General features: G+C 64.8%; 24 protein-coding genes. 5 read left to right on the top strand and 19 right to left on the bottom strand.

Annotation, left to right across the window (positions count from 1 at the left end; translation table 11 throughout):
• Positions 1-51: 51 nt before the first annotated feature.
• The 9 genes from ACN6LM_RS17965 to ACN6LM_RS18005 form a co-directional block, all read right to left on the bottom strand.
• Positions 52-831 (bottom strand): aspartyl/asparaginyl beta-hydroxylase domain-containing protein, encoded by a 780-nt coding sequence (locus ACN6LM_RS17965; protein ID WP_445066362.1) that lies wholly within the window; start codon positions 829-831, stop codon positions 52-54.
• Between the two features lie 53 nt (positions 832-884).
• Positions 885-1,598: a 2OG-Fe(II) oxygenase gene (locus tag ACN6LM_RS17970; protein WP_445066363.1), complete on the bottom strand. Its 714-nt coding sequence runs from the start codon at positions 1,596-1,598 to the stop codon at positions 885-887.
• Between the two features lie 25 nt (positions 1,599-1,623).
• Positions 1,624-1,935 (bottom strand): phosphopantetheine-binding protein, encoded by a 312-nt coding sequence (locus ACN6LM_RS17975; RefSeq protein ID WP_445066364.1) that lies wholly within the window; start codon positions 1,933-1,935, stop codon positions 1,624-1,626.
• Positions 1,932-3,251: a class I adenylate-forming enzyme family protein gene (locus tag ACN6LM_RS17980; RefSeq protein WP_445066365.1), complete on the bottom strand. Its 1,320-nt coding sequence runs from the start codon at positions 3,249-3,251 to the stop codon at positions 1,932-1,934. Before ACN6LM_RS17980 ends, ACN6LM_RS17975 begins: the two co-directional genes overlap by 4 nt.
• On the bottom strand, positions 3,248-4,525 hold the full coding sequence (locus ACN6LM_RS17985) for an MFS transporter (RefSeq protein ID WP_445066366.1): 1,278 nt from the start codon (positions 4,523-4,525) through the stop codon (positions 3,248-3,250). The genes ACN6LM_RS17980 and ACN6LM_RS17985 overlap by 4 nt, the downstream gene beginning before the upstream one ends.
• Positions 4,522-5,553 (bottom strand): biotin synthase BioB, encoded by a 1,032-nt coding sequence (locus tag ACN6LM_RS17990; protein WP_445066367.1) that lies wholly within the window; start codon positions 5,551-5,553, stop codon positions 4,522-4,524. The genes ACN6LM_RS17985 and ACN6LM_RS17990 overlap by 4 nt, the downstream gene beginning before the upstream one ends.
• A gap of 352 nt (positions 5,554-5,905) precedes the next feature.
• Positions 5,906-6,760: a hypothetical protein gene (locus ACN6LM_RS17995; RefSeq protein ID WP_445066368.1), complete on the bottom strand. Its 855-nt coding sequence runs from the start codon at positions 6,758-6,760 to the stop codon at positions 5,906-5,908.
• A complete protein-coding gene (locus ACN6LM_RS18000) occupies positions 6,757-8,133 on the bottom strand; it encodes a B12-binding domain-containing radical SAM protein (protein WP_445066369.1) in 1,377 nt (458 codons plus the stop codon). The genes ACN6LM_RS17995 and ACN6LM_RS18000 overlap by 4 nt, the downstream gene beginning before the upstream one ends.
• Positions 8,134-8,299: 166 nt before the next feature.
• Entirely contained in the window at positions 8,300-8,587 is a 288-nt protein-coding gene (locus ACN6LM_RS18005) for a hypothetical protein (RefSeq protein WP_445066370.1), read from the bottom strand.
• Positions 8,588-9,561: 974 nt separating this feature from the next.
• Between ACN6LM_RS18005 and ACN6LM_RS18010 the strand changes: the two genes are divergently transcribed.
• On the top strand, positions 9,562-9,753 hold the full coding sequence (locus ACN6LM_RS18010) for a hypothetical protein (protein ID WP_445066371.1): 192 nt from the start codon (positions 9,562-9,564) through the stop codon (positions 9,751-9,753).
• Between the two features lie 150 nt (positions 9,754-9,903).
• Here ACN6LM_RS18010 and ACN6LM_RS18015 read toward each other — a convergent pair whose 3' ends face one another.
• From ACN6LM_RS18015 to ACN6LM_RS18045, 7 genes are all read right to left on the bottom strand, one after another.
• Positions 9,904-10,209 carry a MazG-like family protein gene (locus ACN6LM_RS18015; protein ID WP_445066372.1) on the bottom strand — a complete coding sequence of 102 codons (306 nt, stop codon included), beginning with the start codon at positions 10,207-10,209 and terminating at the stop codon, positions 9,904-9,906.
• Between the two features lie 81 nt (positions 10,210-10,290).
• Complete coding sequence (locus tag ACN6LM_RS18020; protein ID WP_445066373.1) at positions 10,291-10,791, bottom strand: hypothetical protein; 501 nt, start codon at positions 10,789-10,791, stop codon at positions 10,291-10,293.
• Entirely contained in the window at positions 10,788-11,741 is a 954-nt protein-coding gene (locus ACN6LM_RS18025; protein ID WP_445066374.1) for a nucleoside 2-deoxyribosyltransferase, read from the bottom strand. Before ACN6LM_RS18025 ends, ACN6LM_RS18020 begins: the two co-directional genes overlap by 4 nt.
• A 24-nt stretch (positions 11,742-11,765) precedes the next feature.
• Positions 11,766-12,584, bottom strand: coding sequence for a PfkB family carbohydrate kinase (locus tag ACN6LM_RS18030; protein WP_445066375.1), 819 nt, complete (start codon positions 12,582-12,584; stop codon positions 11,766-11,768).
• Between the two features lie 17 nt (positions 12,585-12,601).
• Positions 12,602-13,426, bottom strand: a complete 825-nt coding sequence (locus tag ACN6LM_RS18035; RefSeq protein WP_445066376.1) for a hypothetical protein — start codon at positions 13,424-13,426, stop codon at positions 12,602-12,604.
• Positions 13,423-14,100 (bottom strand): aspartate racemase/maleate isomerase family protein, encoded by a 678-nt coding sequence (locus ACN6LM_RS18040; protein ID WP_445066377.1) that lies wholly within the window; start codon positions 14,098-14,100, stop codon positions 13,423-13,425. Before ACN6LM_RS18040 ends, ACN6LM_RS18035 begins: the two co-directional genes overlap by 4 nt.
• A 16-nt stretch (positions 14,101-14,116) precedes the next feature.
• The gene (locus tag ACN6LM_RS18045; protein ID WP_445066378.1) at positions 14,117-15,502 is read right to left on the bottom strand and encodes a radical SAM protein; all 1,386 of its coding nucleotides are present in this window, start codon (positions 15,500-15,502) and stop codon (positions 14,117-14,119) included.
• Between the two features lie 349 nt (positions 15,503-15,851).
• Between ACN6LM_RS18045 and ACN6LM_RS18050 the strand changes: the two genes are divergently transcribed.
• Complete coding sequence (locus ACN6LM_RS18050) at positions 15,852-17,237, top strand: hypothetical protein (RefSeq protein ID WP_445066379.1); 1,386 nt, start codon at positions 15,852-15,854, stop codon at positions 17,235-17,237.
• Between the two features lie 9 nt (positions 17,238-17,246).
• On the opposite strand, the gene ACN6LM_RS18055 is transcribed toward ACN6LM_RS18050, so the two are convergent.
• Complete coding sequence (locus tag ACN6LM_RS18055; protein WP_445066380.1) at positions 17,247-18,056, bottom strand: SDR family NAD(P)-dependent oxidoreductase; 810 nt, start codon at positions 18,054-18,056, stop codon at positions 17,247-17,249.
• Between the two features lie 265 nt (positions 18,057-18,321).
• Here ACN6LM_RS18055 and ACN6LM_RS18060 point away from each other — a divergent pair, with 265 nt between their 5' ends.
• Positions 18,322-18,771: a hypothetical protein gene (locus tag ACN6LM_RS18060; protein ID WP_445066381.1), complete on the top strand. Its 450-nt coding sequence runs from the start codon at positions 18,322-18,324 to the stop codon at positions 18,769-18,771.
• A 50-nt stretch (positions 18,772-18,821) separates the two neighbouring features.
• Here ACN6LM_RS18060 and ACN6LM_RS18065 read toward each other — a convergent pair whose 3' ends face one another.
• Positions 18,822-19,310 carry an SAM-dependent methyltransferase gene (locus ACN6LM_RS18065; protein WP_445066382.1) on the bottom strand — a complete coding sequence of 163 codons (489 nt, stop codon included), beginning with the start codon at positions 19,308-19,310 and terminating at the stop codon, positions 18,822-18,824.
• A 72-nt stretch (positions 19,311-19,382) separates the two neighbouring features.
• Entirely contained in the window at positions 19,383-20,771 is a 1,389-nt protein-coding gene (locus ACN6LM_RS18070; protein ID WP_445066383.1) for a Tat pathway signal protein, read from the bottom strand.
• 189 nt (positions 20,772-20,960) lie between these two features.
• Between ACN6LM_RS18070 and ACN6LM_RS18075 the strand changes: the two genes are divergently transcribed.
• On the top strand, positions 20,961-21,452 hold the full coding sequence (locus ACN6LM_RS18075) for a DUF6415 family natural product biosynthesis protein (RefSeq protein ID WP_445066384.1): 492 nt from the start codon (positions 20,961-20,963) through the stop codon (positions 21,450-21,452).
• 130 nt (positions 21,453-21,582) lie between these two features.
• Positions 21,583-23,466 (top strand): glycoside hydrolase family 15 protein, encoded by a 1,884-nt coding sequence (locus ACN6LM_RS18080; RefSeq protein WP_445066385.1) that lies wholly within the window; start codon positions 21,583-21,585, stop codon positions 23,464-23,466.
• Positions 23,467-23,491 lie beyond the last annotated feature (25 nt).

Below are 23,491 nucleotides of genomic sequence, written 5' to 3' on the forward strand. Positions count from 1 at the left end.
CGACACCGCCAGCGGACTCACGAAACTTCCAGGCTAGGTCTCGGGCCGATCTCAGGCCACGAACTCCTGAGCCCAGAAATTCCGATAGATCAGCTTTCTCGAGACCTCCATCAGGAAGGCGATGGCCCGGACCTCGATCTGGGTAAGTTCGGGGTGCCAGATATCGAACAGCAGGACCGCTCGCCCTCCGTTGCTGTCGTTCCATACTTCGTGTTCGAAAGAGTCATCGAAGACGAATGCCTTGCCCCTCTCCCATTCTCTCACCTCATCACCGAGTCGCATCCGGGCGCCCTTTGGTGTCACCAGACCGAGGTGGCAGCGAAGGTGAGCGTTGGTAAATCCTGTGTGCGGTGCGATGTGCGTGCCAGGGTCCAGGACCGAGAAGTATGTCATGCCGCATCCCAACGCGCCGGAAATGGGTTGGAGCACCTTCACGGTTTTCGGGCAGGCTTTGATATTTCTGGGGTAGGCCCTGGCCGAGTGGTAGAGGTAATGCGCTGACCACCGGCCTTCGTCGGCGAGTTCGGTGGGGTTGTCGACGATCCGACTGCCGACTAGGCCGCCCACACCGTCGAACTCTGCTGTGATGTCCTCCGTCGCAGCTTCCACATGCGACAGCCACGGGAAGAGATCGTTGTCCCACCAGACGGCCTCGGACAGACCCGGGACGAATATCTTGGGTTCCTGGCCGCCGCTCACATGCTCGCTTACCCTGCCCTGGAGAACGATGTCCAGGCCGTTGAGTACCCGTTCAAGCGATGCACGATCGACTCGCTGTTCATCGATCCACCGCTCGAGATGGGCCGGGCTTTCAGCAAGCCATGGTTGCATGCGTACCTCCAGGCACGTTGATCGGGATTGTGGCGCATGGCCGGTGATTATAGTTAGTTGGCGAACATTGCACTGAGGTTTTCCAGCGCATTCGCTCGTGTCCGCTCACGCTTCGGGCTCTTCGAAACGAAGCCGGTAAGTGTGCGGCGTAGCTTGTCGCCTGCGGTGTGGTCCACTCTACCGATCGTGTGGATGGTGTCCGACTTGACCATGACCAGCCGGTTCGGCTTGGGCATGATCGCGATGGGGCTGAGCGGACTGCGCTCGATTCGCGCTTCCATCCGTAGGACCAGGTCGTTTTCGGCGGCCTCCTCCTCAGGTACCGGCTGGGGATCCTCGTCGATCAGCTTCAGTTCGCCGCCCCAGGAGGGGCGCCACCGATCGTGGAGGAAAAGAATGAACTCGCCCTGTCGGCCCAGTCCAGCGTCGTTGTGCCAACCAAGCCGACTGCCCACTGGATATTTCCAGAAGGTGAATGTGAGGCTGTCCCACTCGGTGCCTGCCTCACCGTAGAAGTGGGCATGCGTGCGAACAGCACGGGCCAGTTCCTCGTACACCTGAGGTTGTTCGCCGGCGCCCGGGGACCCGAGGTCCAATCCGAAGCGGGTGCCTCGGGAACGAAAGGCGGGGCCGTCTTCGGTTGAGATAACGCTCTCTCGCAGGGTGCACGGCGTACGGTCCATGAGGTCCTGGGCGGCGGCGAAGTCCGGCGCGCTCAGAAAATCATCGACGATTATGTAGCGACGACCTCGCTGTGTTTCGTGCATCTTTCCCCCTTCGGGGTTGCTGGGTTTAATGAGGAGTTTCGGAAAGATTCATACGGGCCGCCAGGATTGCTTGTCCCCAACCCGCCACGCACCGCTGCTTAGGAGTAACCAGCACTTGGTCGGGGATCTCTGCGCCAATTGTGTTTTCTAGCCGGGTCGCGAGGGCGATCCAATCGAGTGAGCTCAGACCGAACAACGAGAGATCGCGAGTTCGCAGCCCGGGGTCTTCTACCAGTTCATCCGCTTTGGGGGCATTGATCCCCCGATCACTCATGGCTCCCACGACCAGTTGTGCGACTAACAGTTCGCAAGCTTGGAGCTGCGTCAGGTCTGTCATCCACTCGCCTTCCGTACCATCTCGATCAACGCACCCCGGTCACGCTTGCCCAATGTGGTCGTAGGGAGCTGCTCACAGACGATGACTCGCGGAATAGGCACGCCGGCTGGCGACTCGGCCAGGGACGCGAGCAAATTCTCTTCAGCGGCATTGCCCTCGACCACGGCATAGAAGTCTTCGGTCTCTGGGCTTTCACTGCGCGGCAGTACCAGGAGGGACACGTTCGTCACTCCTGGGACTGCGCGCAGAATTTGCTCGGTGATGTTTGCATCGATAAAACGGCCGTTCAGTCGGAGTGGCCCCTGAGCGCGCGCCTCGAAGTACACACAGCCGTCAACGTCGTGCCGGACGATGTCGCGGGTATGCCATTTCCGAAGGGGTATGTGCTCATCGCCGAGGTATCCCTCCACCGGTGCGGCCAGCCGCAGGATCAACTCGCCACGCTCGCCCGGTGACGGCGCGACGATGTCGACCCCATGAACCGGCCGACCCATTCCTCTGTCTCCGAAGAAGGTGCCCCCGGTCTCGGTGGAGCCATACCCACGCAGCAGCGGTACTCCGAACCGTGTCCTGAACGCTTCGTCGAGATCGTTCGGTACGGGGCCGGCACCGGCCATTGCGGCGCGCGGGACGGACTTACCCTGACGCTGTGTCTCAACGAGCAATCGGGCTACGGGCGGAGTGATGGCTAGAACAGATGCGGTTCCGGAGTCGACCTTGTGAGCCAGAGCGCTTGCCCGGACGAAGGGGGCCACGTCGACGTCGCATCCGCTCAGGAGCGCGCCGATGGTGATGCCCCAGCCGAAGGAGTGCATGAGCGGCACCGGGATCGCCACGCGCTCACCAGGGGTCAGCCCCAGACCGCTACGATAACCTTCCGCATCTTGCAGCACGCTTGCCACACTGCGGCGGGCGAGCTTCGGACTGCCGGTGCTGCCCGAACTCCGGTGAAGCACCGCTGTAGTACCCAGCCGGATTGCCTTGTGACTTGGGGCAGCCGGCAGCACGGTCAGGGTCTCTGTGATCTGGCAGGCGTCAAAGAGGGCCTGGGCAGCCTCGTCGTCGCGCGAGTGTCCCTGAAGTGGGACAGGTAGAGGTACTGCGTTCAGCTTCCAGACCGCCATTGCGGCCGATACCAGATCGCGGCCTTGCAGGCCGCGTAGCACGACGATGTTGCCGGGCTGCACGCCTGCCTGGTCCAGTTGGTCACAAAGCAAGTGGAAGGAGGATCCGGCAACGTCTAAAGGCTCGTCGTTGACGTGGACTCCGTGCGCCAAAATTCGTGTCACTAGGTCCTGACGTGCCTGAGAAGTCACAGTGCGGTCTCCCGCTCCTGTGCTTCTGTCGCACTAGGGGGCGATGGCATCAGTCGGTCGATGGTGAGGATCGGCAGGACCGTCGCCACACTGCCGATCACGCCAACCCATAGCGTGGCGGCGACGCCGATCGTCGAGCCGAGCCAACCCGCTACCAGCGCTGCCAGCGGCATGCTGCCCCACACGACGAATCGGATAGAAGCGTTCATTCGGCCCAGAAGGTGTTTGGGACAGAGTGTCTGCCGCAGACTGATCTGGGTCACGTTAAAGAGTAGTGCGCCGACAGTGAGGCCGAACTCGCCGAGCAACAGGGCTGCTCCCGCCAGGACTTTGCTGTGCGGGGCGAGAATCACAGCCACGGGGTTTGCGACGGTGAAGAGCGCCGCCGTGAGTAGACCGTAGGACATTACCGTGCCCACGCTGAAACGCTGCCGGGCCTTGGGTGCGAGCAACGCCCCCAGCACGCCCCCTGCAGCGCCACAAGTCATGACGAGGCCAAGCATGAATGAGTCGAAGCCGATGGTGCGCATGATGAGGATAGGCACCAAGGTAAAGACCAGGGTGGCGAAGAAGTTCGACACTCCCATGGAGACCGTCAAACGTCGGATAACTGGTTGGTCTCGGACGAATCTCAGGCCCTCCCCGATGTCGGACAGCAGGTTCCGTTTGACCTCGGAGGTTGGAGAGGGATTCTGCTCAGCATCCTTAGTTACGCTAAGCGAAAGGAAGCTAATGAGGTACGCGACCGCGTCCACGAGCATGACGACGGGAGCACTGACAACACGCATGAGCAAGCCAGCCAAAGCCGGACCGCCAAGGGTTGAGATCTGGGCCGTGGCCTCAAGGCGTGCGTTGGCGGCGCCGATAGCCTCCTCGGGTACCAGGACCGGCACATACGACTGGTAGGCAACGTCGAAGAAGACGCTCGCCACGCCCACTACGACGGCTACGACGTATAGCACCTCTATCCGCAGATCGCCTGCCAGCCAGAGAAGCGGGATCACGAGGATGGTGACGCAGCGTGTAAGGGCCGCCCACATCATTGTCTTGCGCTTGAGCAATCGGTCTACCCACGCGCCTGCGGGGAGGCCGATTAGGAGGTAGCAGACGGTGGAAGCTGCCCCGAGTATGCCGACTTGCCGCGTGCTCGCGTTAAGGAGTTCGACGGCCGTTACCGACAAGCCGAGTGTGCCGATTTTGGCCCCGAACTGCGACAGGGTCTGCCCGAACCAAAAGCGTCTGAAATTCGCTGATGTTACGGAGGAGGTGCTCACGACACACGCCTCCGTTCGCCGCCTGCTCCTAGGGGAGTACCTGTGCCCGTCTCCGAGGTAAGGAAGACTGAACCGCGGGTATGCAGGTCCGATGCTCGGGTTAGATCCTCTACGTGTCGCTTCCTCGTTATGTAGCGATCCTTACCGTAAATTAGATAGCGTTTCCGGTCGCTGCTCCCGGTAAAGTTGACCGTCATGACGTTGGCGCCGGCCTCGAGCCCTCGGGATTGTCCCCCAGCGGAGGTCTTCTCCAGGGCGCTTACGGACGGAATCAGCATCTGGGGCCGGTGCAGTCTTAGGGCGGCGATCGTGTTGAGCGCGAGCTCGTTGGTGCCGGCGGGCTCTACCTGAAAGGGGGTATTAGGTGCAGGCACAAAGGGTGCCACACTGCACATGTGGACCCCTAGCGTCTGGGTCAACTCGATGTCGTCGATGATGCTTTCCAAAGACTGCCCCGGCAAGCTGGAGATCAGACCAGTCCCTACCCTGTAGCCAAGGTTGAGCAGGTCCCTGAGACAGCGCAGACGCTTGTCCAGTGACTCATGGCGGACGGCCTCATGCAGGTGAGGGTCACTTGTCTCGTGTTTGAGGATGTAGCTTGTGGCCCCGAGGTTACGCAGGCGCTCGTACTGGCTCCGGCGCATGTTCCCGAGATTCAAAAGGATCTCGACTTGGCCGTCGAACAGTTCGCGAATCCTGGGAATAGCATCCTCTACCGTGACGAGGTTGCGAGGTGTCTCGCCACCTTGAAGGAGGACGATGTCGATTCCGGCTTCTCGGATGTCGCGCGCCCGCTTCACGATATCGTCACTGCTCATGAAATAGCGGTCGTTCTCCCGCGTGTTGTCGCGGCGCATCGGGCAGTAGTCGCAGTTCACCCTGCATACGTTGGTAATTTCAATGACGCCACGCAGGATTACCGTAGGTCCAAAATGTTCCTTTCTGAGCCGTCGGGCTTCTGTGAAGAGTTCTTCCTGCGCCGATCCCGTGGCAGTTAGGTACGCCCTTATTTCCGATCGAGTCAGCATCGCTACACCTCGTTTGCTCGTTGGACTCATTGCCGGGGAGTTGGGGGCTTTCAACGTGCACCACCTGCTCGACGGCGAATGCCGAATCTATGGCTCCCGGAAGGTATGGCAGACGGTAGCCAGGTCAGGGGGCAAGAAAAGCCTCCACGCTGTGCAGCGCAACGTTCTCAGTGCCGCTCGCTTCAAATGCCGACCGTGCACATTGGACCACTGCATGGTGCCCGACTAAGCTCTTCGCTCGCTCTCATTGGAGCGCCCGAGTAGCTTTAGGAACTTTGCTGCATCGACACCATGGCGGCCAAGTTCGGTACATGTATTCTCTCGGGCGAAATACAGGGACACGGGCCGTACCTCACTCGGTGTCATGCACGGCATTCCTCCTCGCACCACGATCAGCGGCGTGATGAGTCGCGCCGAAGTCCAAACGCCCGAGTCGGACAGGTGTCCGACCGATGCGGCGCGCCTTCAGCGCGGCCAAAGAAAACGCGGCTGGAAGATCTGCCGCGGGGACCGGGAACTCTACCCAGTGCGTGCCCTTGGCCTGGGCCACCGGTCCTGCCGCCGAAAGCACAAGGTCAAGCTGACCAATGGAGTGCGGGGGGAAACCGCTCAGCACCAGGCGGTGGCGGTCGTGAACCCAATGCACGGCTGCAGGCAAGCCATTGTTCAGTAGATCTTCTACCAGCGGAGTGGGCACTGCTGGCTCAGGCAATTCCACTGTGATCAGGCCGCAGCTGGCAAGCGGGGCTATGGCGCATGGGCCGTCGTTCGGTGCCGGTATCTCAAAGCGGTGCATCAGTGTGCCCGTTGATTGCAACCGCAGCATGTGGGCTAGCGCGGCCTCTGGTTTATTCGGCTCGACCCACGCGGCTATGCCGGCATACCCGTCGTTACGAGCGGCGTCACGCAGCGCGAACGCTAACTCCAGCGCCGCACCACTGCCGCGCAGAGGCTCGTCGACGAACACTCCCTTAAGCAGGAGATGATTCCCCCACCTCATGCTGCGGTGCACAGCGCCTAGACCTCCGGCTGGCAAGTCGAGCCCCATCCAGAGATAGTCGCCTTCACTCACGAGTTCCCGAAGCAGTGTTGGGGCGTCCATCCCTTCGAGCTCGACGATCTGCAGAATGTCGTCGATGTCTTCTGGAGTCAACCGACGCACCCGGCCAGTCTCCATGAGCAGTTGCGTTTCACCGGGAAAAGTCATACGAGCGGAAGGTTCCTACTCAGTGCCAGGTAAGGGAACTCCGTGGGCGAGTGCCCATTCGAGTCCGCCGGGAGAGGCACCTTGGCTATGCGCTTGCTGGAGTTCCGCGCCGCCATGAAATTGAAGAGAACGCTAGGCGGCATGAAACGACTCTCGAGATCTCGGATGATCCACGAGAACGTATCGGCGTGGAACGGATAGAACGTCGGGGCAAGTAGATCATCGTCGGGCATCCCGAGCTGCCTGGCCATACCGGTCTGAGGCAGGACGCGATATCCAACATGCATGACCAATTCGCCATCCTCTAGGTTGGAATTTATATATTGGATGCTATTGCGTACACTCTCCTCGTCCTCTCCAGGGCCACCGAAAACGACGTTCACTCGCGCCGGTATGCCGTGTCGTCGACAGCGTTCGAGACAGCGGTCCACATGTCGAGTGTCAAAAGTTTTACCGAGGAGTTTCATGACGCGATTATCGAGGCTATCGGGAGAAATGACGATAAATTCGACCCCGCTTCCAGCGAGCAGCGCCGCGAATTCATCATCGAACGGCTTGGGTGTGAAATAGGCCGACCAGGTCAGGCCCGGAAGTCCCAAATCCGTGATGAGTGCTACGACTTCTTTGGCATAACGGAGCTCACTGTTGAAGATTCCGTCGGTGAAGAACACTCGGCGGATGCCCGCAGCATGGATCGCTCGGAGTTCCGACGCAATGAGGTCCAGCGGCTTCAGGTCGCCACTGTTATCGCCATTGAGATACGCGTACGGGCAGTAGACGCACCCCTGATAGCAGGTCTTCCGGCGTGTCTCTACACCGATCATTGCCCCTTCGAACTGGGTGTAGACCTCCATGAGTGAACCAGGATGTTGGAGCGTGTCCGTTAAGAAGCCATCGTACCGCCGGCCTGTGATGTTCTTTCCCAGTCTTCGATAGTTCTCGGGTGCGTCAAGGATGTCGAGCATGGCTTGTTCACCGGGTCCGATGACACCCACGTCGAAACCGAGCCGAGCCCGCAGTTGATCGGCGAACAGGGTGTATCCCGGGCCTCCGCCGACCAATAGAGGGCTACGACCGCAGGCATCGAGAGTCGTGCGCACTTTGTTGAGAAATTGCATGTAGTACTCGACATGGCCGTCGCAAGAGATGTCGATAGGGTCGATGTTGCGAATGGTGAACCCAATCGCATCCCAAGGCTCGGCGACCCAGGCGAAGTCGTCCACGGATCCGGGGTCCTGGACAAAATCAATTAGACGGGTTTGATGCCCTGCTCGATCAAGGGCATCTTGCACACACCTCAAACCAATCGGAAAGATTGGTTCGTTGCCAGGCATGGGAAGACTGGCCAGGTTGACCAATGCGACGCGGGCCATCTCGGTCCTCTCGAAAGGCGCTGTACTATGACGGACGGACAAACAGGAGAGACCGGCTGCAGGTGGACAGTCAGCCTCCGCCCGTCCGCGGGCTGCTCAATCCACACGCCCGGAACGGTGTAGACACGTCGAGGTGACGTGTCTACACCTGTGCGCGGTGTACGGGTCAGCCGCAGCAGGGCGCCGTCATGGCATGCAGGAAGTCGGAGTCGACGAGGTCGAACAGCGCCTCACAGAGCTTATCGAAGCGCTCCGGCTGGGTCGCCATGAGGACCTGAAGAGCCTCCTTCTCCATTCGCATGTCCGACGCTTCCAGCGCCTCGCGTGGGTTGTTGGCCAAGTGCGCCGCAAAGTCCTCATCCTGCAGGCGCTCGGTGAGCGCCTCCATGGTGAGGGCAACCTTGTTGGCGTCCGCGATCTGTTCGGCGGAGTACTCGACTACTTGCTGTGACACTTGTCCTCCTCTTCCCCTGGGCAGGGGCAGGTAGCAACGATGGGAAGCGAGCCACGCATGAACCGACCACAGGTGGTCGGACGCCGCGAGTCGAACTATTTGCGTTCAGTGTGCTGACCACCCGTCATGGAGGTCAGCTTGCGACTCCACAGGATCTTTGTTAACCGAACGACACATGTCATCAACACCTTGTGTTTCTGTCTTAAACAGGCCCAAGCGATGCAGCAATGCACGGATTCATTTGCACAGGTGGTGAGGTGTGCACGGGCAGGGTGATTGGTAGCTCGGGGGTGCGGACAGGAGCCAGGCAATGGCGTGATCTTGCCTATCGAGGTCGGCGCATCACCCAGTTCTGCCGCTCCACCGCCTTCGCGATGCCCAGGTTCGCAGGACAGCGGCGCGGCCTCACGATGCCCTTCGAGGGCGCAGAGTCGGCAGCAACCTGCTGGAGCTCATCGCTCCCCCCATCGAGGCGACCAATGAGCAGGTCGAGAAGCTCCTGCCGGCGTATACGGAGTTCATCCGCGATGCAGCCATGCAGGGCTGGGGTAGGGCTCTGGCAGGGGTGCCCGCTCGTTTCCCGGCTCTCTCCCAGGCGAGCGGTGAGACCGAGCAGGCTAGCGGCTGGCTGGATCCGAGGAATTCGCTTCGCGTCGAGACGCTCGACGTAACGAGCGCACAGGGCTACCAGCTAGGCGACGAGGAGTGGTGCATCGCCGAAGTTCGATGGCGGTTTGTGGGGGCCTCCGTGTTCCACCACCCTGAGCGGAGCCTGTTGCATCTGGAGCACCCACCTGCTGATGCCACTCGCACGGATCGGATCAGATCCTCGAATCCTGAGTGTGGAACCGCCAAAGGCCCCCTTGGACAACCAAGGCTATGAATGGGCGGCCGACGTCTCGGCCGAGAGTGTGCGCCGGGCATACCACCGGCTCATGTCCACCGCGAATCTGGCCACGCGGCTAGGAGCAGCTATGAGCGTGGTAGCCCAGGCGATACCGGACCTTGAATACAACCGTGACGCTATCCGGCAGTTCATGGAGGAGGAGCGGCGCGAAAAGATCGCCATGGACGCTGCGGCGAGCGCAGCGCAGGAGGCAGCGGATGAGGAAAGGGCCGCCGCAGAAGAGTACGGTGACGACCTCTGGCTAGGGCTGGAGAACTGAGCTCGGCGGTCCCCGACGCCTCAGCGGGTTTCCCGCCGTGGAGGCCGTGAGCCGGACACGGCCATGAGCAGTGTGGGGCTCGGCCCCACCAGACGACCGCGATCAGCGATCAGGAGCGCGACGCCTCAATGTCCACCGTGCACGAGATCGTTAGACATCGCTCGTCCGGATCTGAGCACCATGCTCATTCCGTTCATACGTGCGCCGGGCGTTCTTTTCAATCTTCCGGGCGACCTCGGAATCGAGGTCCACGCCGTTCATCTCGGCCAGGGCTGTCAAGTAGAGGAAGACGTCGGCCAGTTCTTCCCCCAGATCGGGAAGCCCCTTGCGCCAGGCGGTGAAGGCTTCCCCCACCTCGGCAGTGAGGAGACCGAACTCCATGGCCACGTCGGTGGTGTTGAACCCTTTGAGGGTCTTGTTCTCCCAGGCGAGCTTCTGGGCGGACCCGATCTCCAAGACTCCTCCAACGGCGATACAGCAGGTGCCCTGGAAGCCTAGCGGGAGCGGAGGGTTCGGCGTGCTGGCTCCGGCAGTACGTCACCCTGCCGAGGGAAGTTCGAGGGCCGCGGTGTCGATGGTGAGCACGCGAGTGTAGTCGGCGAGCGTGGAGAAGACCCTGTCGTACCCCGTCACCAGCGCGGATACCTCCTCCAGACTGACCGCCTCACCATCACGCTGGAGTAGTCGCTGACGGATGACGGTCGGTGGTGCGGTCAAGTGGATGAGCGCGCCGGAACGCCCGATGACGTTCTCGGCCAGATCGATCGCCTGGCTCCAGTTGATCCGGGACCGGCCCCGGTGAAGGGGGCCGTAGATGAGTTCGCTGATGAAGCACCGGTCGAAGAGAATGCGGCCAGGGCCGGCGAGGATGTTCCTGTAGCGGGTGGCGAGGTCGAGGTGGTCGGGTGTCTTCGGGGAGTGCACGACGACGAAGCCGTGGTCTGTCGATAGGCGTTCGCCGAGCGTGCTCTTGCCGACTCCGTCGCAGCCTTCGAGGACCAGGGTCTGGTACTCGCCGACGATCTCGTTGAGGTTCATGCGGTCAGCCAGGACAGGACGGCGTCGCCGTTGTCGAGGTGGGCGTCGACTGCGTACTGAATCATGAGGTTTCGCCAGTTCGGTTCACGGCCATGGGCGTGCGTGAACGTCGGGCGCATCTGGAACGCTGCGATCCGCACCCCGCTGGCCGCAGCCGCACCTATGAGCAGGGCGGCTCCCGGCGGCGTTTCCGCGCCGGAGACGTCAGCCAGCAGCCGAGTGGCCGAGCACACCGCGGTCAGGTCGGCCAGGGCCCCTGCCATCGGGTCCGATGTGATGAAGCGCTGGGGCACCATCACCGTGTGGCCGGCGTCGGCACATGCCTTAGCCAAGTGATCTCGACCCCACGCCGTGTACGGCGACGCTTCGACGTAGACCGGTGCGCCGATCGCGGGAGGTGCCTCCACCGAGTGGGGACCGCGATCCGGTAGATCGAGCAGCGCGTTGACGGCCGCGTCGAGAGCCTTGTTCGTCTGGGCCATGTTGCGCGCTTGGAAGCCTGGGAAACGGGATCGTGGCGGGGCCGACGGCAGGTTTGGCGGTCCGAGCTGGGTGACGCGCACGATGCGCGTAGCCACAGCTTGGATGAGGGGGTCGGGGAATTCGAGGCGAGGGCCGGGTTCGGTCAGCGAGTAGGTCTGGAAGTCTGTGGTGAGCACGATGATCGGGACTCCCGAGGCAGCGGCGTATCCGATCTCCATGCAGACCCCGTCGTCGAGGCTCGGACCATGCAGGATGGCAACCATGGCGTCGAGGCGGCCGAGACGTGCGCGGTCCAGCTCGAACAGGCGGCGACCCTTGATCTCGGCGACCAGGTCCTCCTCGTCGGTGTCACAGAACGGCAGGAAGACCCGATCGGGGCCGATCTTCGTGGCGAGTCGATTGGCGAGGTCGGCGGCCAGAGCACGGTCGTGCGCGGCAAACAGCCGGTGGGCTACGTAAACGGACACCGGGAGAGACCCCCAAGTCTGAGGTCAGCCGCGTCGGGGCGCGGGGATCGGATGGGGTGGGGCCGAGACGTACCGGGCTGCGGCCGAGGTCGCCTCCGCCAGTGCCTGGGCGGCGGTCGCGCCTTGCGATCGATAGGCGAGAAAGGTCCCGGCCAAGGTGTCTCCAGCACCGGAGACTTCGCGCACGGGGCTCGGCGGCGGTACGGCGGAGGCGACCTGCCGACCGAAGTGGTGAACCATTGCGGTCCGGGGGCCGTCGGTGATGACCACCTCCGGGAGCGCACCGCAGTTGATCCCTCGCTCCAGAAGCCGGTACTCAGCGGCGTTGACGAACAGCGTGGTGGCCAGCGGAAGCCAGGGGATGGCAACGCGGATCACGTCCTTGGCGCTCGGCAGGAAGAAGTCCACGCTGAAGCCGCTCCCGTACGCGGCAAGACGGCCAAGCACGGCCGCCACGTCCAGAGGCCGGCGGCAGCAGACGTGGTAGGTGCCACCGGGGTGCTGGTCAACGTGCCTGAGTGCGTGTGCGGTCAGCTTCTCGGCCACGCCGTACTCCGTGTGTACTCCCACCAGCTCGCCGTGTACGTCGTACTCCAGGTCGAAGGTGGTGGACGCGCCTTCGACCTGGATGAGAGCCGTCCAGTCGAGCGTGCCCAACCCCAGTGCTTTCGGGAGTTGGACGAGATCGTCTCCGAGCACGCACACCGGCGCCGCCTGGCGGCCGGCCCTTGTCGCCGCCAGGGACAGGAACAGAGCCGCGCCGCCGAGCCGGGGCCCGCCACGGCCATCGGGGTATCGGGTCCGGTCCCGGCTGATGTTGCCGATCACGTCAAGTCGTTCCACGGCGCTCCTTCGGAGGGTCAAGCACGGCTGGCGCGATGTGCGCAGCCGATGACCTTCGAGCAGACCGGTCGCTTCCGGCAGAGCTGCGGATCGGGGCCGTTCAGGTACAGGCGCTTGAAGTAGATCAAGACGAGGTGTGCGAACCAGGTGGGCTCGGCCTCCTCGGGGATGGTCACCTGGTACTCGTTGTCGGTGGCCAGTGAGCGGAACTCGGCCGAGCGGGCGTGCACGGTCGATTCAAGGACGTGCCTCATGCGCTCATGTCCCACGGCGCCCGTTGGTAGAACGAGGCCCAACGCGGGTGCGAGCTTGGTGACCATGCCGGAGTCCACCGGGACGATGCCGCAGTGGTACCCGCGGGCGGTCAGCAGTGCGCATTGGCCGATCTTGTAGGAAGCGCCTCGCACTCGCGTGGCGAAGTCCAGGATCAGGGCGTCGCAGTCGGCTGAGTCGCCAGTCGGGTCGATCCCCTCCGCTTCCCAACTGCGGAGAAGTTCCGCGAGAGAGCGCAAGTAGTCGATTCGGGTTTGGAGCAGGCCGATGGGACGTACGAGTTGTGCAAGCTCGGCGTCGGAGGCGGCGGCGAGACTCTCGAATCCGCGAGCGTTCGCTGCGGCGATGACTCGGGCGTACGTCTCCACCATTCGGTAGGAGACTCGGGTGGACCAGCCAGCGGCGAGCATCCGTACCCGTGGATCGCCGATCGACATCGGCCACCAGCGGTTCTCGTCGTGATTCGCCTCCACCGCCGCCTGTACATCCGGGAGGGCGGCAGCCCGAGCCACCAGCCGGTGGACGCGCCGGGTTTCGAGTGGCGTCGCCGCCGCTCTCTCGATCGTCACGCGCAGGCTCCAGCATGGGCTCGGATGGCCAGAAGTGCCATGGCGAGATTGGACGAGAGCACCGGCTTCCCGAACCGGTGCTCCAGCTCAGCGATCACCGAAAGGGTGTGCCATCCGGTGCACGAGAGAACCAGCGCGTCGGCAGCCCTGTGCGCTTGCTGCGGTAGCTGCCCCACCAGGGACACGATCTGATCCGGCGAGATCGCGGGGTAGTCATCGGACAGACCCAGGCTCGCGTGAGCCAGCACCTCGACACCGGCCTCGGTCAACGCCGCTGCCTCCGCTTCGGTCACCGGGGCTGGGTATGGCGTGACCAGTACCACGCGCGCCACGGCTGCCTCGGCGAGCGCCCTCAGAAGGGCGTCGAAGGCAGTGAGCACGCCGTCCGGCAGCGGCGGACCGGCGGTGAAGCCCGCTGATGTACAGGCCAGCATTACTACGTCGAGAGGCACGTGGGACAACGAATCCAGCGCGTGTCCGGACACTTCACGCAGCCCGAGCCAGAATGAGTCGTCGATCGCCGTCGTCCTGGATGCGGGTACGAGCCGCGCGTGGTGGAAGACCGTGTGGCGTAGTCCGAGACGGCTCAACTCTGTCTCCACGGCAACGTTGGCCCACGGCAGCAGTAGACCTGCGCGGGTGGGACGGCCCGCTGCCGCGTCCAGGGCCGCCAACGTCGCGAGCGTCCCGTCACGAAGAGGATGCAACACGTTCTCCGTAGATCATGCGAGGCGCATGGCCGGTCACCACCAGGTCAGCGGTGGAATCGCGCGGAACCGCCACGTCGCGCTCGACGATCTGGATCGAGTACGAGCCCAACCGTCGCCACCACGTACCCTCCTCACCGATGAAGTAGGAGTGGAGTCCGGGCACGCGCAGACCGGTCGGGTAAACCCGCTCCTTCATCGGCTGGTCCCAGGTAAAGTCGATGTCCGCCTTCCAAGAGGAGAAGTGCTCCGCCGACGGCAGATGTTCCATCTCGCCGAGCGCGGCCAGCGGCGTACCGGGGAAGGCTCGTGCCTGGCGAACGTTCGTCCGATGGCACAGCAGGCCAGCATCAAGAAGCCTCGCCAGGCCCCAGAGATTCGCCACGTGGGTGCCGTGTGTCTCGCCGGGGAGACCGTAGATCAGGTTGAGCCCCGGAAGCAGCATCGGCAGGCCGCCGGGACCACGAGCGGCACCAGCCTGGTTCACGTGCTCGACGGCCCGCACCAGGATCTCGGGGGTGCAGGTGAGGGTGTTCCGTGCGATGACGGCCGGGTCGAAGCTCTCGATGCCCATCGGCGCGCAGTTGCCCTCGGTGCAGTAGTCCGCCACCAGCTTGGCAATGCGCAGGCCGACCGGTGCGGCCACCGCGAGGGGGTCCGCGTTGTCGATGTGGAGCACTTCCAGGTCAGGGCAGCGCTCACGAATGCCGCCGAGCAGGGCGCGGATCGCGTCTTCATCTCGGTTGCGGTACGAGAAGAAGCAGGTCTGCTGTCCCAACCGGAAGTTCCGGACGCCGGCGTCGTAGAGCTGCGCGGCCTCGGCGACGACGTCGTCGACCTCGCGGAAGGCGACGAGAGGGGACTTCGCGGGCTCGTTGCAGAAGTCGCAGAACTTGCGCCGGGTACAGCCGCGGTACAGCTCCAACTCGGCGATCGGCCGCCAGGGCATCTGCTCGACGAGGCCGGTGAACGATTCACGCTCGCGCTGCATCTGCCCGTAATCGGCAGGCCGGCGGCTACCGAGCAGGAGGTCGCCGGACGTCACCGTGTGGGTGTGGACAGCATCGAACAGTCCCGCGTACTCCGCCGGAGCGGCCAGGGCGTAGGTGGACAACGGGCCGAGTAGGTAACGGCGCCCTCGTGCACTGGCTAGTGCGCGAGCGATCTCCTCCAATGACCCGTTCACAGCGTGCAGATGGACGGACGGAACGGCATCCCCGGCAATGACCACCACAACCTCGGCATCGCGCAGAAGCTGAATGGCGGAGTCGCGATTGACGGTCGTCGAGTACGTGAACGGATCGCTCTGCGGCGGCTCGACGGTGGGCCTGCCACCGGCGAGACACCAGCGGACGTCGTCGATCGTCACGTACCGGACGTCCGCGTCCGGCCTTGCCCGACACAGTGTCGACCAGGCATTCCGAACGTACGTCGACAAATACGGCGGCACGCCGAGGCCGCTCGGCTCGACAGTGAAGCAGTCCAAGACGACTACTGGCTGCATGTGGTGTTCTCCCTCCGGTGCTGAGGGCATCGGCGACGTTCCAGCAGCATCCTCGCTGGGAGGGGCGGTCGGCCCGCAGCCCTCCCAGTCTCAGCGCCGCCACCCGTTCGCGAGGAGAGGGCAGGGGGGTTGTTCGGTTGTACGCAGGTTGTTCTTTCACGCCCCTGTGTCGAAAGGCTGAGACAGAGCGTGATCGGCAAGGCATCATCTGCGTATGGGAAGTGCGAGGAGGGCCGGCGACACCAACGCCGCGCTCGCGGCAGCGATCTCGGAGGCTGGCCGATCGCATGCCGCCCTTGCCCGCAAGGTCAACGAACTGCCTGGGCTGCAGGGCGTAATCACCCGATACGACAAGGCGTCCGTGACCCGATGGCTGCAAGGCATGACGCCTCGTGATCGCGCCCCGGAGTTCATCGCCGCTGCCTTGGCCGACTTCTTAGGACGTCCCGTTGCGCCCGTCGACCTCGGATTCCCAGAGCAGAGCCAGCGCCCGGTCGTGGCACGGGCGTTAACGTACCGTGAAGACGTGAGTGAAACACTGCACACGCTCGCGGAGCTGGGCTCCACTGACATCTCGCGCCGCAGCCTGCTCGGGGCCGTGCCGTTCGTTGCGACGGCCCTTTTGGACCCCCAACGGCAGTGGCTCCTCTGGCTCCTTGAGGACGACCAGGCGCCACGCCTCGCCGCTGTGGAAAACGGGGGCCCCGTCGAGCAGGTCCAGTCGATGATCGACATGTTCGACGAAATGGATAACCGCTTCGGTGGTGGCGGAGTCCGGGCAAGCATCGTGCACTACCTCAGCACCCAGCTCGCGCCCATGCTGCAACAGCGCAATCTGCCCGGCCACCAGCGACGGCTCCTGTACACCTCGGCTGCGAAGATGGCGGCGACTGCAGGATGGTGCTCGTACGACACCGCCGACTACGGGCTCGCCGAGCGTTACATGATCCAGGCACTCAGGCTGTGCGCCGAAGGCGGCGACCGGGTCCTCGGCGGGCAGATCCTTGCAGGCATGTCCCACCTCGCTACGAGCCTCGGTAACCCCACCGAAGGTGTCGCGCTCGCCCGAGCGGGGATCGCGACCGCCAAGTCGGCGGGCAGCCCGCTGGGACTCATGCGGTTGCACGCTATGGCCGCCCGCGGCTACGCCGCTCTCGGCGACTCCCGACAGGCAACAGTTTCCCTCCACGCGGCTGGTCGGGGACTAGGGATCAGCCGAGGGGCGGCCGAGGAATCGCCGTGGGTTCGCTTCCTGGACCACCACTATCTCGAAGCCGAGGCCGCTCTGGTCCACCGGGACCTCGGCGAGGCCGCTGAAGCAGAGCGTCTCGCCGAGGCGTCAGTGGCGGCAAACAGCGATAGGCGACGACGCCAAGCGATCAGCCGCTCTGTACTCGCCACGGCGTTCCTCCAGCAGGACAGACTGGACGAGGCCGTCGATACTGCCAGCAGCGCCCTGGATCTGCTGAGCGGCATTCACAGCGAGCGGTCCGTCCAAGCCCTGCGTGACTTCCGCGCGCGACTGGCTCCTCGCCGTGGCGAGCCCATCGTGCGCACATTCGAACTCCGGGCCAGGCCCGTACTTGGCACCGCTGCTTGACCAGCCCCGTCAGTACCCCTCGGGAGTTGGCGCGTTCTGCCCTTTATCGACAGGAAGATTGACCCCTGTCACACCCCGGGATTCTTCCGACAGCAGGAACGCGATCACGTCCGCCACTTCCTCCGGATGCACCAGGTCGCCCCCGGGGAACTCGGCGCGGAAGCGGTCGAAGGCCGCGGGATCCTCTCGCCGCATCCGATCCCAGCGCTTGCCCGGGATGAGCATCGAACCGGGCGAGACCGCGTTCACCCGGATGCCGTCCGACCCCAGCTCCCTCGCCAACGACGACACCATGTGGATCTGGGCCGCCTTCGCCGCCCCGTACTGAGCCTGCGGACCCGGCTTCCAGCCGGAGACCGAAGCCACCACGACGATCGAGCCGCCACCGGCACTCCTCAAGTGCGGGGAACCTGCAGCCACCAGCCGCGCCACGTGGCCGACGTTCATCTCCCATGTAGCCGACCAGTCCTGAGGCGTCGCCTCGGCGATACCTCGACCGCGTGCGCCGCCGGCGCAGGCGACGGCACCGTCCAGGCCGCCCAGTGCTGATGCCGCCTCGTCCACGAACCGCTCCAGCAGCTCCGCTTCGGTGACGTCCAGAGACCGGGTAAACAGTTCGTTCGGTGAACCGAGGGAGCTGCGAAGCGCCTCCAGCGCCTCAGGCTTACGGGCGCACACCGCCACATGCGCTCCCTCCGAAAGCAGCAGGCGCACGACGCACTCACCCAGACCTCTGGAACCGCCCGTCACCACGATCCGCCGCCCTCGGAATCGCCCCGTCGCTGCTCGGCTACCGTACTCGCGCTTTGCGCTCGCCATCCGTACAACCCTTCACCAACCATGCTGACCCGCGTGGACAGAGACATCCTCTATGCCCCCTTCATAACGGAGCACGGGAAAGGTTCCCTTGTGGACGCACCCGGCCCGAGGACAACCGTGCAGTCGGCGAACCGCCAACTAGCAGTCCTGCGGTCCGGAGGCGGCGCGACCCCGGGACGCCGTCTACCCCATGCGCAATCGCCGACTCCGGGTATGTCGGCACTCTGACATACACCTTTCGCGCAAAACAGGCGCAGGAGACGCTATGACGCATCCCCCGAGCAACCAGACCACCGTGCTTCTTGACCCGGTCACCGCGACCGTAATCGCCAATCGGGCCCTCTCGCGGCAACTCGGCACCACGACGCTCTCGGAGATGGAGGTCGAGTCCGCCGCCCTAGAGGTCCAGCTCCGGAGGTTCGTAGGTGCCGGCCTTCCCGAGGACGAAGAAGAGGCTGACGAGCAGAGCCGGCAGGTCCAGTCACTGATTGACAGCGTGCCCGGGGAGACCGACTTCGCGTTCGCTTCCTGGACACGGATGCGGCATCTGGCACGGGCGCTCCGTCGACACGTGGAGCAGTACGCAGAGCGCAATTCGAGCAAGAGTCTGAAGCTGCTGGCCGAGGGACGCGATGCCCACCTGACCGCCGATAGCTTGGCGGCCACACGCGGCCAAACCCTCGCCCCTGTATCCACCGGGGAAGGCGCCACATGACCACGAGGGCCGCCCCCAGGGGATTCGACAGCACGTTCTTGGGACTGCGTTCAACGCCCGGGGCGCTCCGAGGCGTTGCGCCAGTATTCGGAGAGCATCTCCCCTGGCCACGCTGGCTGGCGTACGGGGCCGCGAGGCCCCATTTCCTGGAAGTACGGGGCCAGGTCCAAGACCGGCGTTCCTTCGACGGCGTCGAGGTCCGTCACCAAGAGGTCGCGGCCTTGCACGCCGAGCAGTCTCGGGTAGCTGATGGCAAGTTGGTTGGGCCTGCGGTGGTTCCGGTGGACGAAGGTGCCGGTGGCCGGCCACTGGACATTGCCCCGTGGGCTCCGCGCATGGAGCTGGATGTCGTCCGGCCGGGCCAGGTGAAAGGTCCAGGTCACCGTCAGATGGGAGAACTCTTCGATGCCCTGCAGGGTTTCGAGAGGGTATGCGTCGGTGATCCGGATGATGGCTTGGACCCCGCCCTGGTAGTCGTCCTGGACGCGGGTGTGGCCCCCGACGACTGTGGCGACCGGTTCGACCTCGTACGTGTCCATCGACGCTCTTCCCTCATCTCCGGAGTGGTGTGTGCCGCGGCGGCGGGTTGTGCCTGCTGCCCCGTCTTGCGGTCACCCTATGGCGCGCAGCATCTCCGTGGCACGGCGGTCGAGTTCGGCGACGCGGCGGCCTCCGCGTTGTCGAACGGGGGAAAGGTCGCTTTGCATGCGGACGATGACGTCGCGGGCGCGGCCGGACTGGATGCCGGCCATGGCGGTGAGGGCTTGCTCCCAGGTGGCGCATGCTTCGTCAAGGTGTCCCTGGCGGACCTGGACGGCTCCGAGATATCCGAGGGTCACGCTGTGGGTGCGGGCGTATTGCTGCCTTCGGCGTGTGGCGACGCTGTGCTTGAAGTGGGTCTCGGCGTCCTTGGAGTCGCCCAGATCGCGCAGGGCACAAGCGGTTTCGTGGGCGAGCGAGGCTTCCTGGAAGAAGCCGACGCGGTCGGGGGCGGTCTCGGTATCGGCGCGTGCGAGGTCGCTCTCGGCGCGGCTGATGGCGGCGAGGGTGCCGCGCCGGTCGCCGTCGGCGGCCAGTGCGCGGGCATGCACGATGGCGAGGAGCGCCTTCTCGCGGGAGCTGGCCTGGGCGTAGTGCGTGTGGGACATCGAGGCTTCGGCCAAGTCGAGGGCGCGTCGGGGGTGACCGAGGTCGACGGCCTGGTGGGCGAGTGCGCGCAGGATGTGGCCGCCGAGTGGGCCGTCTGCGGCTTCGGCCGCGAGGCGTGCGGCGAGGGTGAGGTAGCGCTGGGCGGTGCGGTGTTCGGAGGCGTCGAACGCCATCCACCCGGCGAGGTACGTCATCTCCGCCACGGCCGAGTACGTGTCCCGGCGGTGCTGTTCGGTTCGGAAGGTGCTGCCCAGCAGGGGGACGGCTTCGTCGCGGAGATGACCTGCCAGGGCCGTACGGCCCGAGGCTCCGCCGCGTTGCTGGTCCCGGGCGGAGTAAAACGCGGTCAGCCCGCGTACGTCGTCGATGTCACCTTGTGTGACGCGCCGCGACGAGGTCGCTGGGCGGGAGGAGGCTTCGGCAGGGGCAGCTGCCCACCACGCGGCGGAGGGCAGTGCGAGGCCGGCGGCCGAGTAGGCGGTGGTCGCCAGCAGCTTGCGTCGGTGCATGTCCAGGTCGTCGCTTCCCAGCTCGGCCAGCACGGTCAGAGAGTCGACGCTCCAGTCGTAACCGTTGTCAGCCGCGCCGGTTGGCCCGTCTTCCAGTCCGAGGTCGGCGAGGGTGAGGCGGCGGCCGAGCCTGCGGGACAGCGTCTCGGCCAGGATATGAGGCGCTCGCCCGGACGGTTTCGTGCCCTGGACCCACATCGCGATGTGAGAGCGGGAGACGGCCTCCAGTTCGCGTGCGCCGACCTCTGCGGCTACGCGAGCGACTCCAGCAGCGGTTTGAGGCTGGGACCAGCCCGCTTCGCGCAGGAGTCCGGCCAGAGCTTCGTTTCGCTCACGGGCCATGGGCTGCCCCCCGGTTCCGAAATGATCTTTGACGCCTTTGACGGCCTCGACCGCCGCGCAGACATACCCCTCGTCGGGGTTTCGCGGTTCGCTCAACGTAGCGGCTGTATCACTCGCGATGCTCTGGGACCGGCCGTCGTACGTACCACCGTCGGTGCAAGTTGGCTGGATTTGAACAGGGGTTGGGTCATGCGTTCCTTACTGGCCTCGCGGCAGGCTTCCTCAAGTGCCATCTACCGCGCGCGGGGAAGACACCCCTTCAACGAAGCGGAACTGAGGCGGGACCAGAGGGCGGCTGCTGCCGAGACGGTTCTGCTCGTGCTGGGCGAGGACTCGCCCGTGCCCGAGAGCGCCGCCGATGTGGAGGACCTTGTCCTGCGGCTGCGGGGCCACGTCCAGCACCTCGGCCCCCTCGCGTCGCCGTCCGAGCCGGCCCTGCGGCGGGCACAGAACCTCTGTTCCGAACGCCTGCCGGACGGCTACCTTCCCGGCCGGGTCCATCTCGTCAAACTCGCAACGGCTACCGAGGGGTTGCTCGCCGTTGCGAGGAACGACAGCACTGTCGCTGTGAAGTCGCCCGGACGACGACGCTGGGCGCCGCCGCTGAACGTATGGCGGGGTTCCGTCTTCACTCTTGCGTTCGCCGCTTTGGTGCTTGCCGCCTCGGTGCCACGAAGGTGACCGGTACCGGGGCCGCCCTGATTGTGCTGATTCTCGGCCCGACGGCCTGGCTGATCGTCCGCGATGGCCGCGCCTGCAGCAACCACTCCCAGAAGCGATGCCCTTTGCGGGGCTTACGGAGATTTCTACGATGACGCGTCATCCACGTATCGAGCGGTACGGCCTGATCGGCGACCTGCAGACCAGTGCGCATGTCTGCGACGACGGGTCGGTGGACTGGCTGTGTCTGCCCCGCTTCGACTCGTCGGCCGTTTTCGCCCGGCTGGTCGGCGAGGGAGAGCACGGCAGTTGGCGGATCGCGCCGGCGGCGTCGGCCGACGACCCCGGCTGCGAGGTTGCCGCCGAGCGTCGCTACGTCGGGGACTCCCTCGTCCTGGAGTCGGTCTGGCGTACGTCGACGGGCGTGGTTCGGGTCACGGACTTCATGCCGCCGCGTGATGGCGAGCCGCAGGTGATCCGGATCATCGAGGGCCTGACCGGTGAGGTGGAGATGGTGTCGGCCATGCGTCCGCGCTTCGGTTACGGCCGTATCCATCCGTGGATCCACGAGGTCGGCGGACGCATGGTCGCCGAGGCCGGCGCGGACGCACTGTGGCTGGACGCCGGTGTTGAGCAGGCGGAGAAGGACGGCACCGTGGTCAGCGCCTTCACAGCCACCGCAGGGGAGGTCCAGGCATTCGTGCTGAGCTGGTGCCGGTCTCACGCGCCCGCCCCGGACCTCCCCGATGCGGAGGCCGCTCTCGCGCAGACGCTCGCGTACTGGTCGGGCTGGACGCGGCAGTGCACGTACAACGGGCCGTACCGGGAGGCCGTGGTCCGGTCGCTGATCACGTTGAAGGCGATGACGTACGCGCCCAGCGGCGGGATCGTCGCGGCGCCGACCACTTCGCTGCCCGAGGAGATCGGCGGCGGCCGGAACTGGGACTACCGCTACACCTGGCTGCGAGACGCCGCAACCACCCTGGGCGTGCTGCTGGGGACCGGATACGTGGAGGAGGCGCAGGCGTGGCGGCGGTGGCTGCTGCGTGCCGTGGCCGGTGACCCGGAGAATCTGCAGATCATGTATGGGATCACCGCTGAGCGTGATCTCCCGGAGCTTGAGCTGCCGTGGCTGCCCGGGTACGAGGGCTCCGCCCCCGTACGGGTCGGCAACGGGGCGGCGGGTCAGCTCCAGCTCGACGTGTACGGCGAAGCGATCGAGACGCTGCACCTCGCGCATCAGAGCGGGGTCGCCCACTGCGCCGACACCGCGGTGCTGCACCGGCGTCTGATCGAAACGCTGGCGCGGCGTTGGCGGGAGCCCGACGAGGGGATCTGGGAGATCCGCGGTCGGCGGCGGCACTTCGTGCACTCGAAGGTGATGGCCTGGGTGGCGGTGGACCGCACGATCCGCCTGGTGGCGGCCGGCGCCCTCGACATGGACCTGGTCGCCTTGTTCGAGTTGCGGGCCGCGATCCACCAGGAAGTGTGCGAGAAGGGCTTCGACTCGGAGCGCAACACGTTCACCCAGTCCTACGGCTCGAAGGAGCTGGACGCGGCGACCCTGTTGATTCCCGCCGTGGGCTTTCTGCCTGGCGATGATCCTCGCGTTATCGGCACCGTGGACGCGGTCCGGCGAGAGCTGGGCACCGCCGACGGGCTCGTGTGCCGGTACCCGACCTCGGGTGACACCACGGGGGTGGACGGCCTGGTCGGTGACGAGGGCGCGTTCGTTCTGTGTTCCTTCTGGCTGGTCGATGCTCTGGCGCTGACGGGCCGCATCGACGAAGCGACCTCCCTGTTCGAGTATCTGCTCACCCTGGCCAGTGATCTCGGGCTTCTCGCTGAGGAGTACGACCCGGCTGCGAAACGCCAACTCGGCAACTATCCGCAAGCTTTCAGCCATGCCGGTGTGGTCAACAGCGCCAGGCTCCTCGCCCGCCTCGCCGCTCACTCCGGGTCCGGCATCAGTATCCCGAATCCCGCGTCGGGGGCGGAACGGACATCTCGTAGCCGAGTCGGGTGCGGCATCTAGATGGGATTCCGTCTCCTGGCGTTGG

Source organism: Streptomyces sp. SAS_281 (assembly GCF_052542855.1).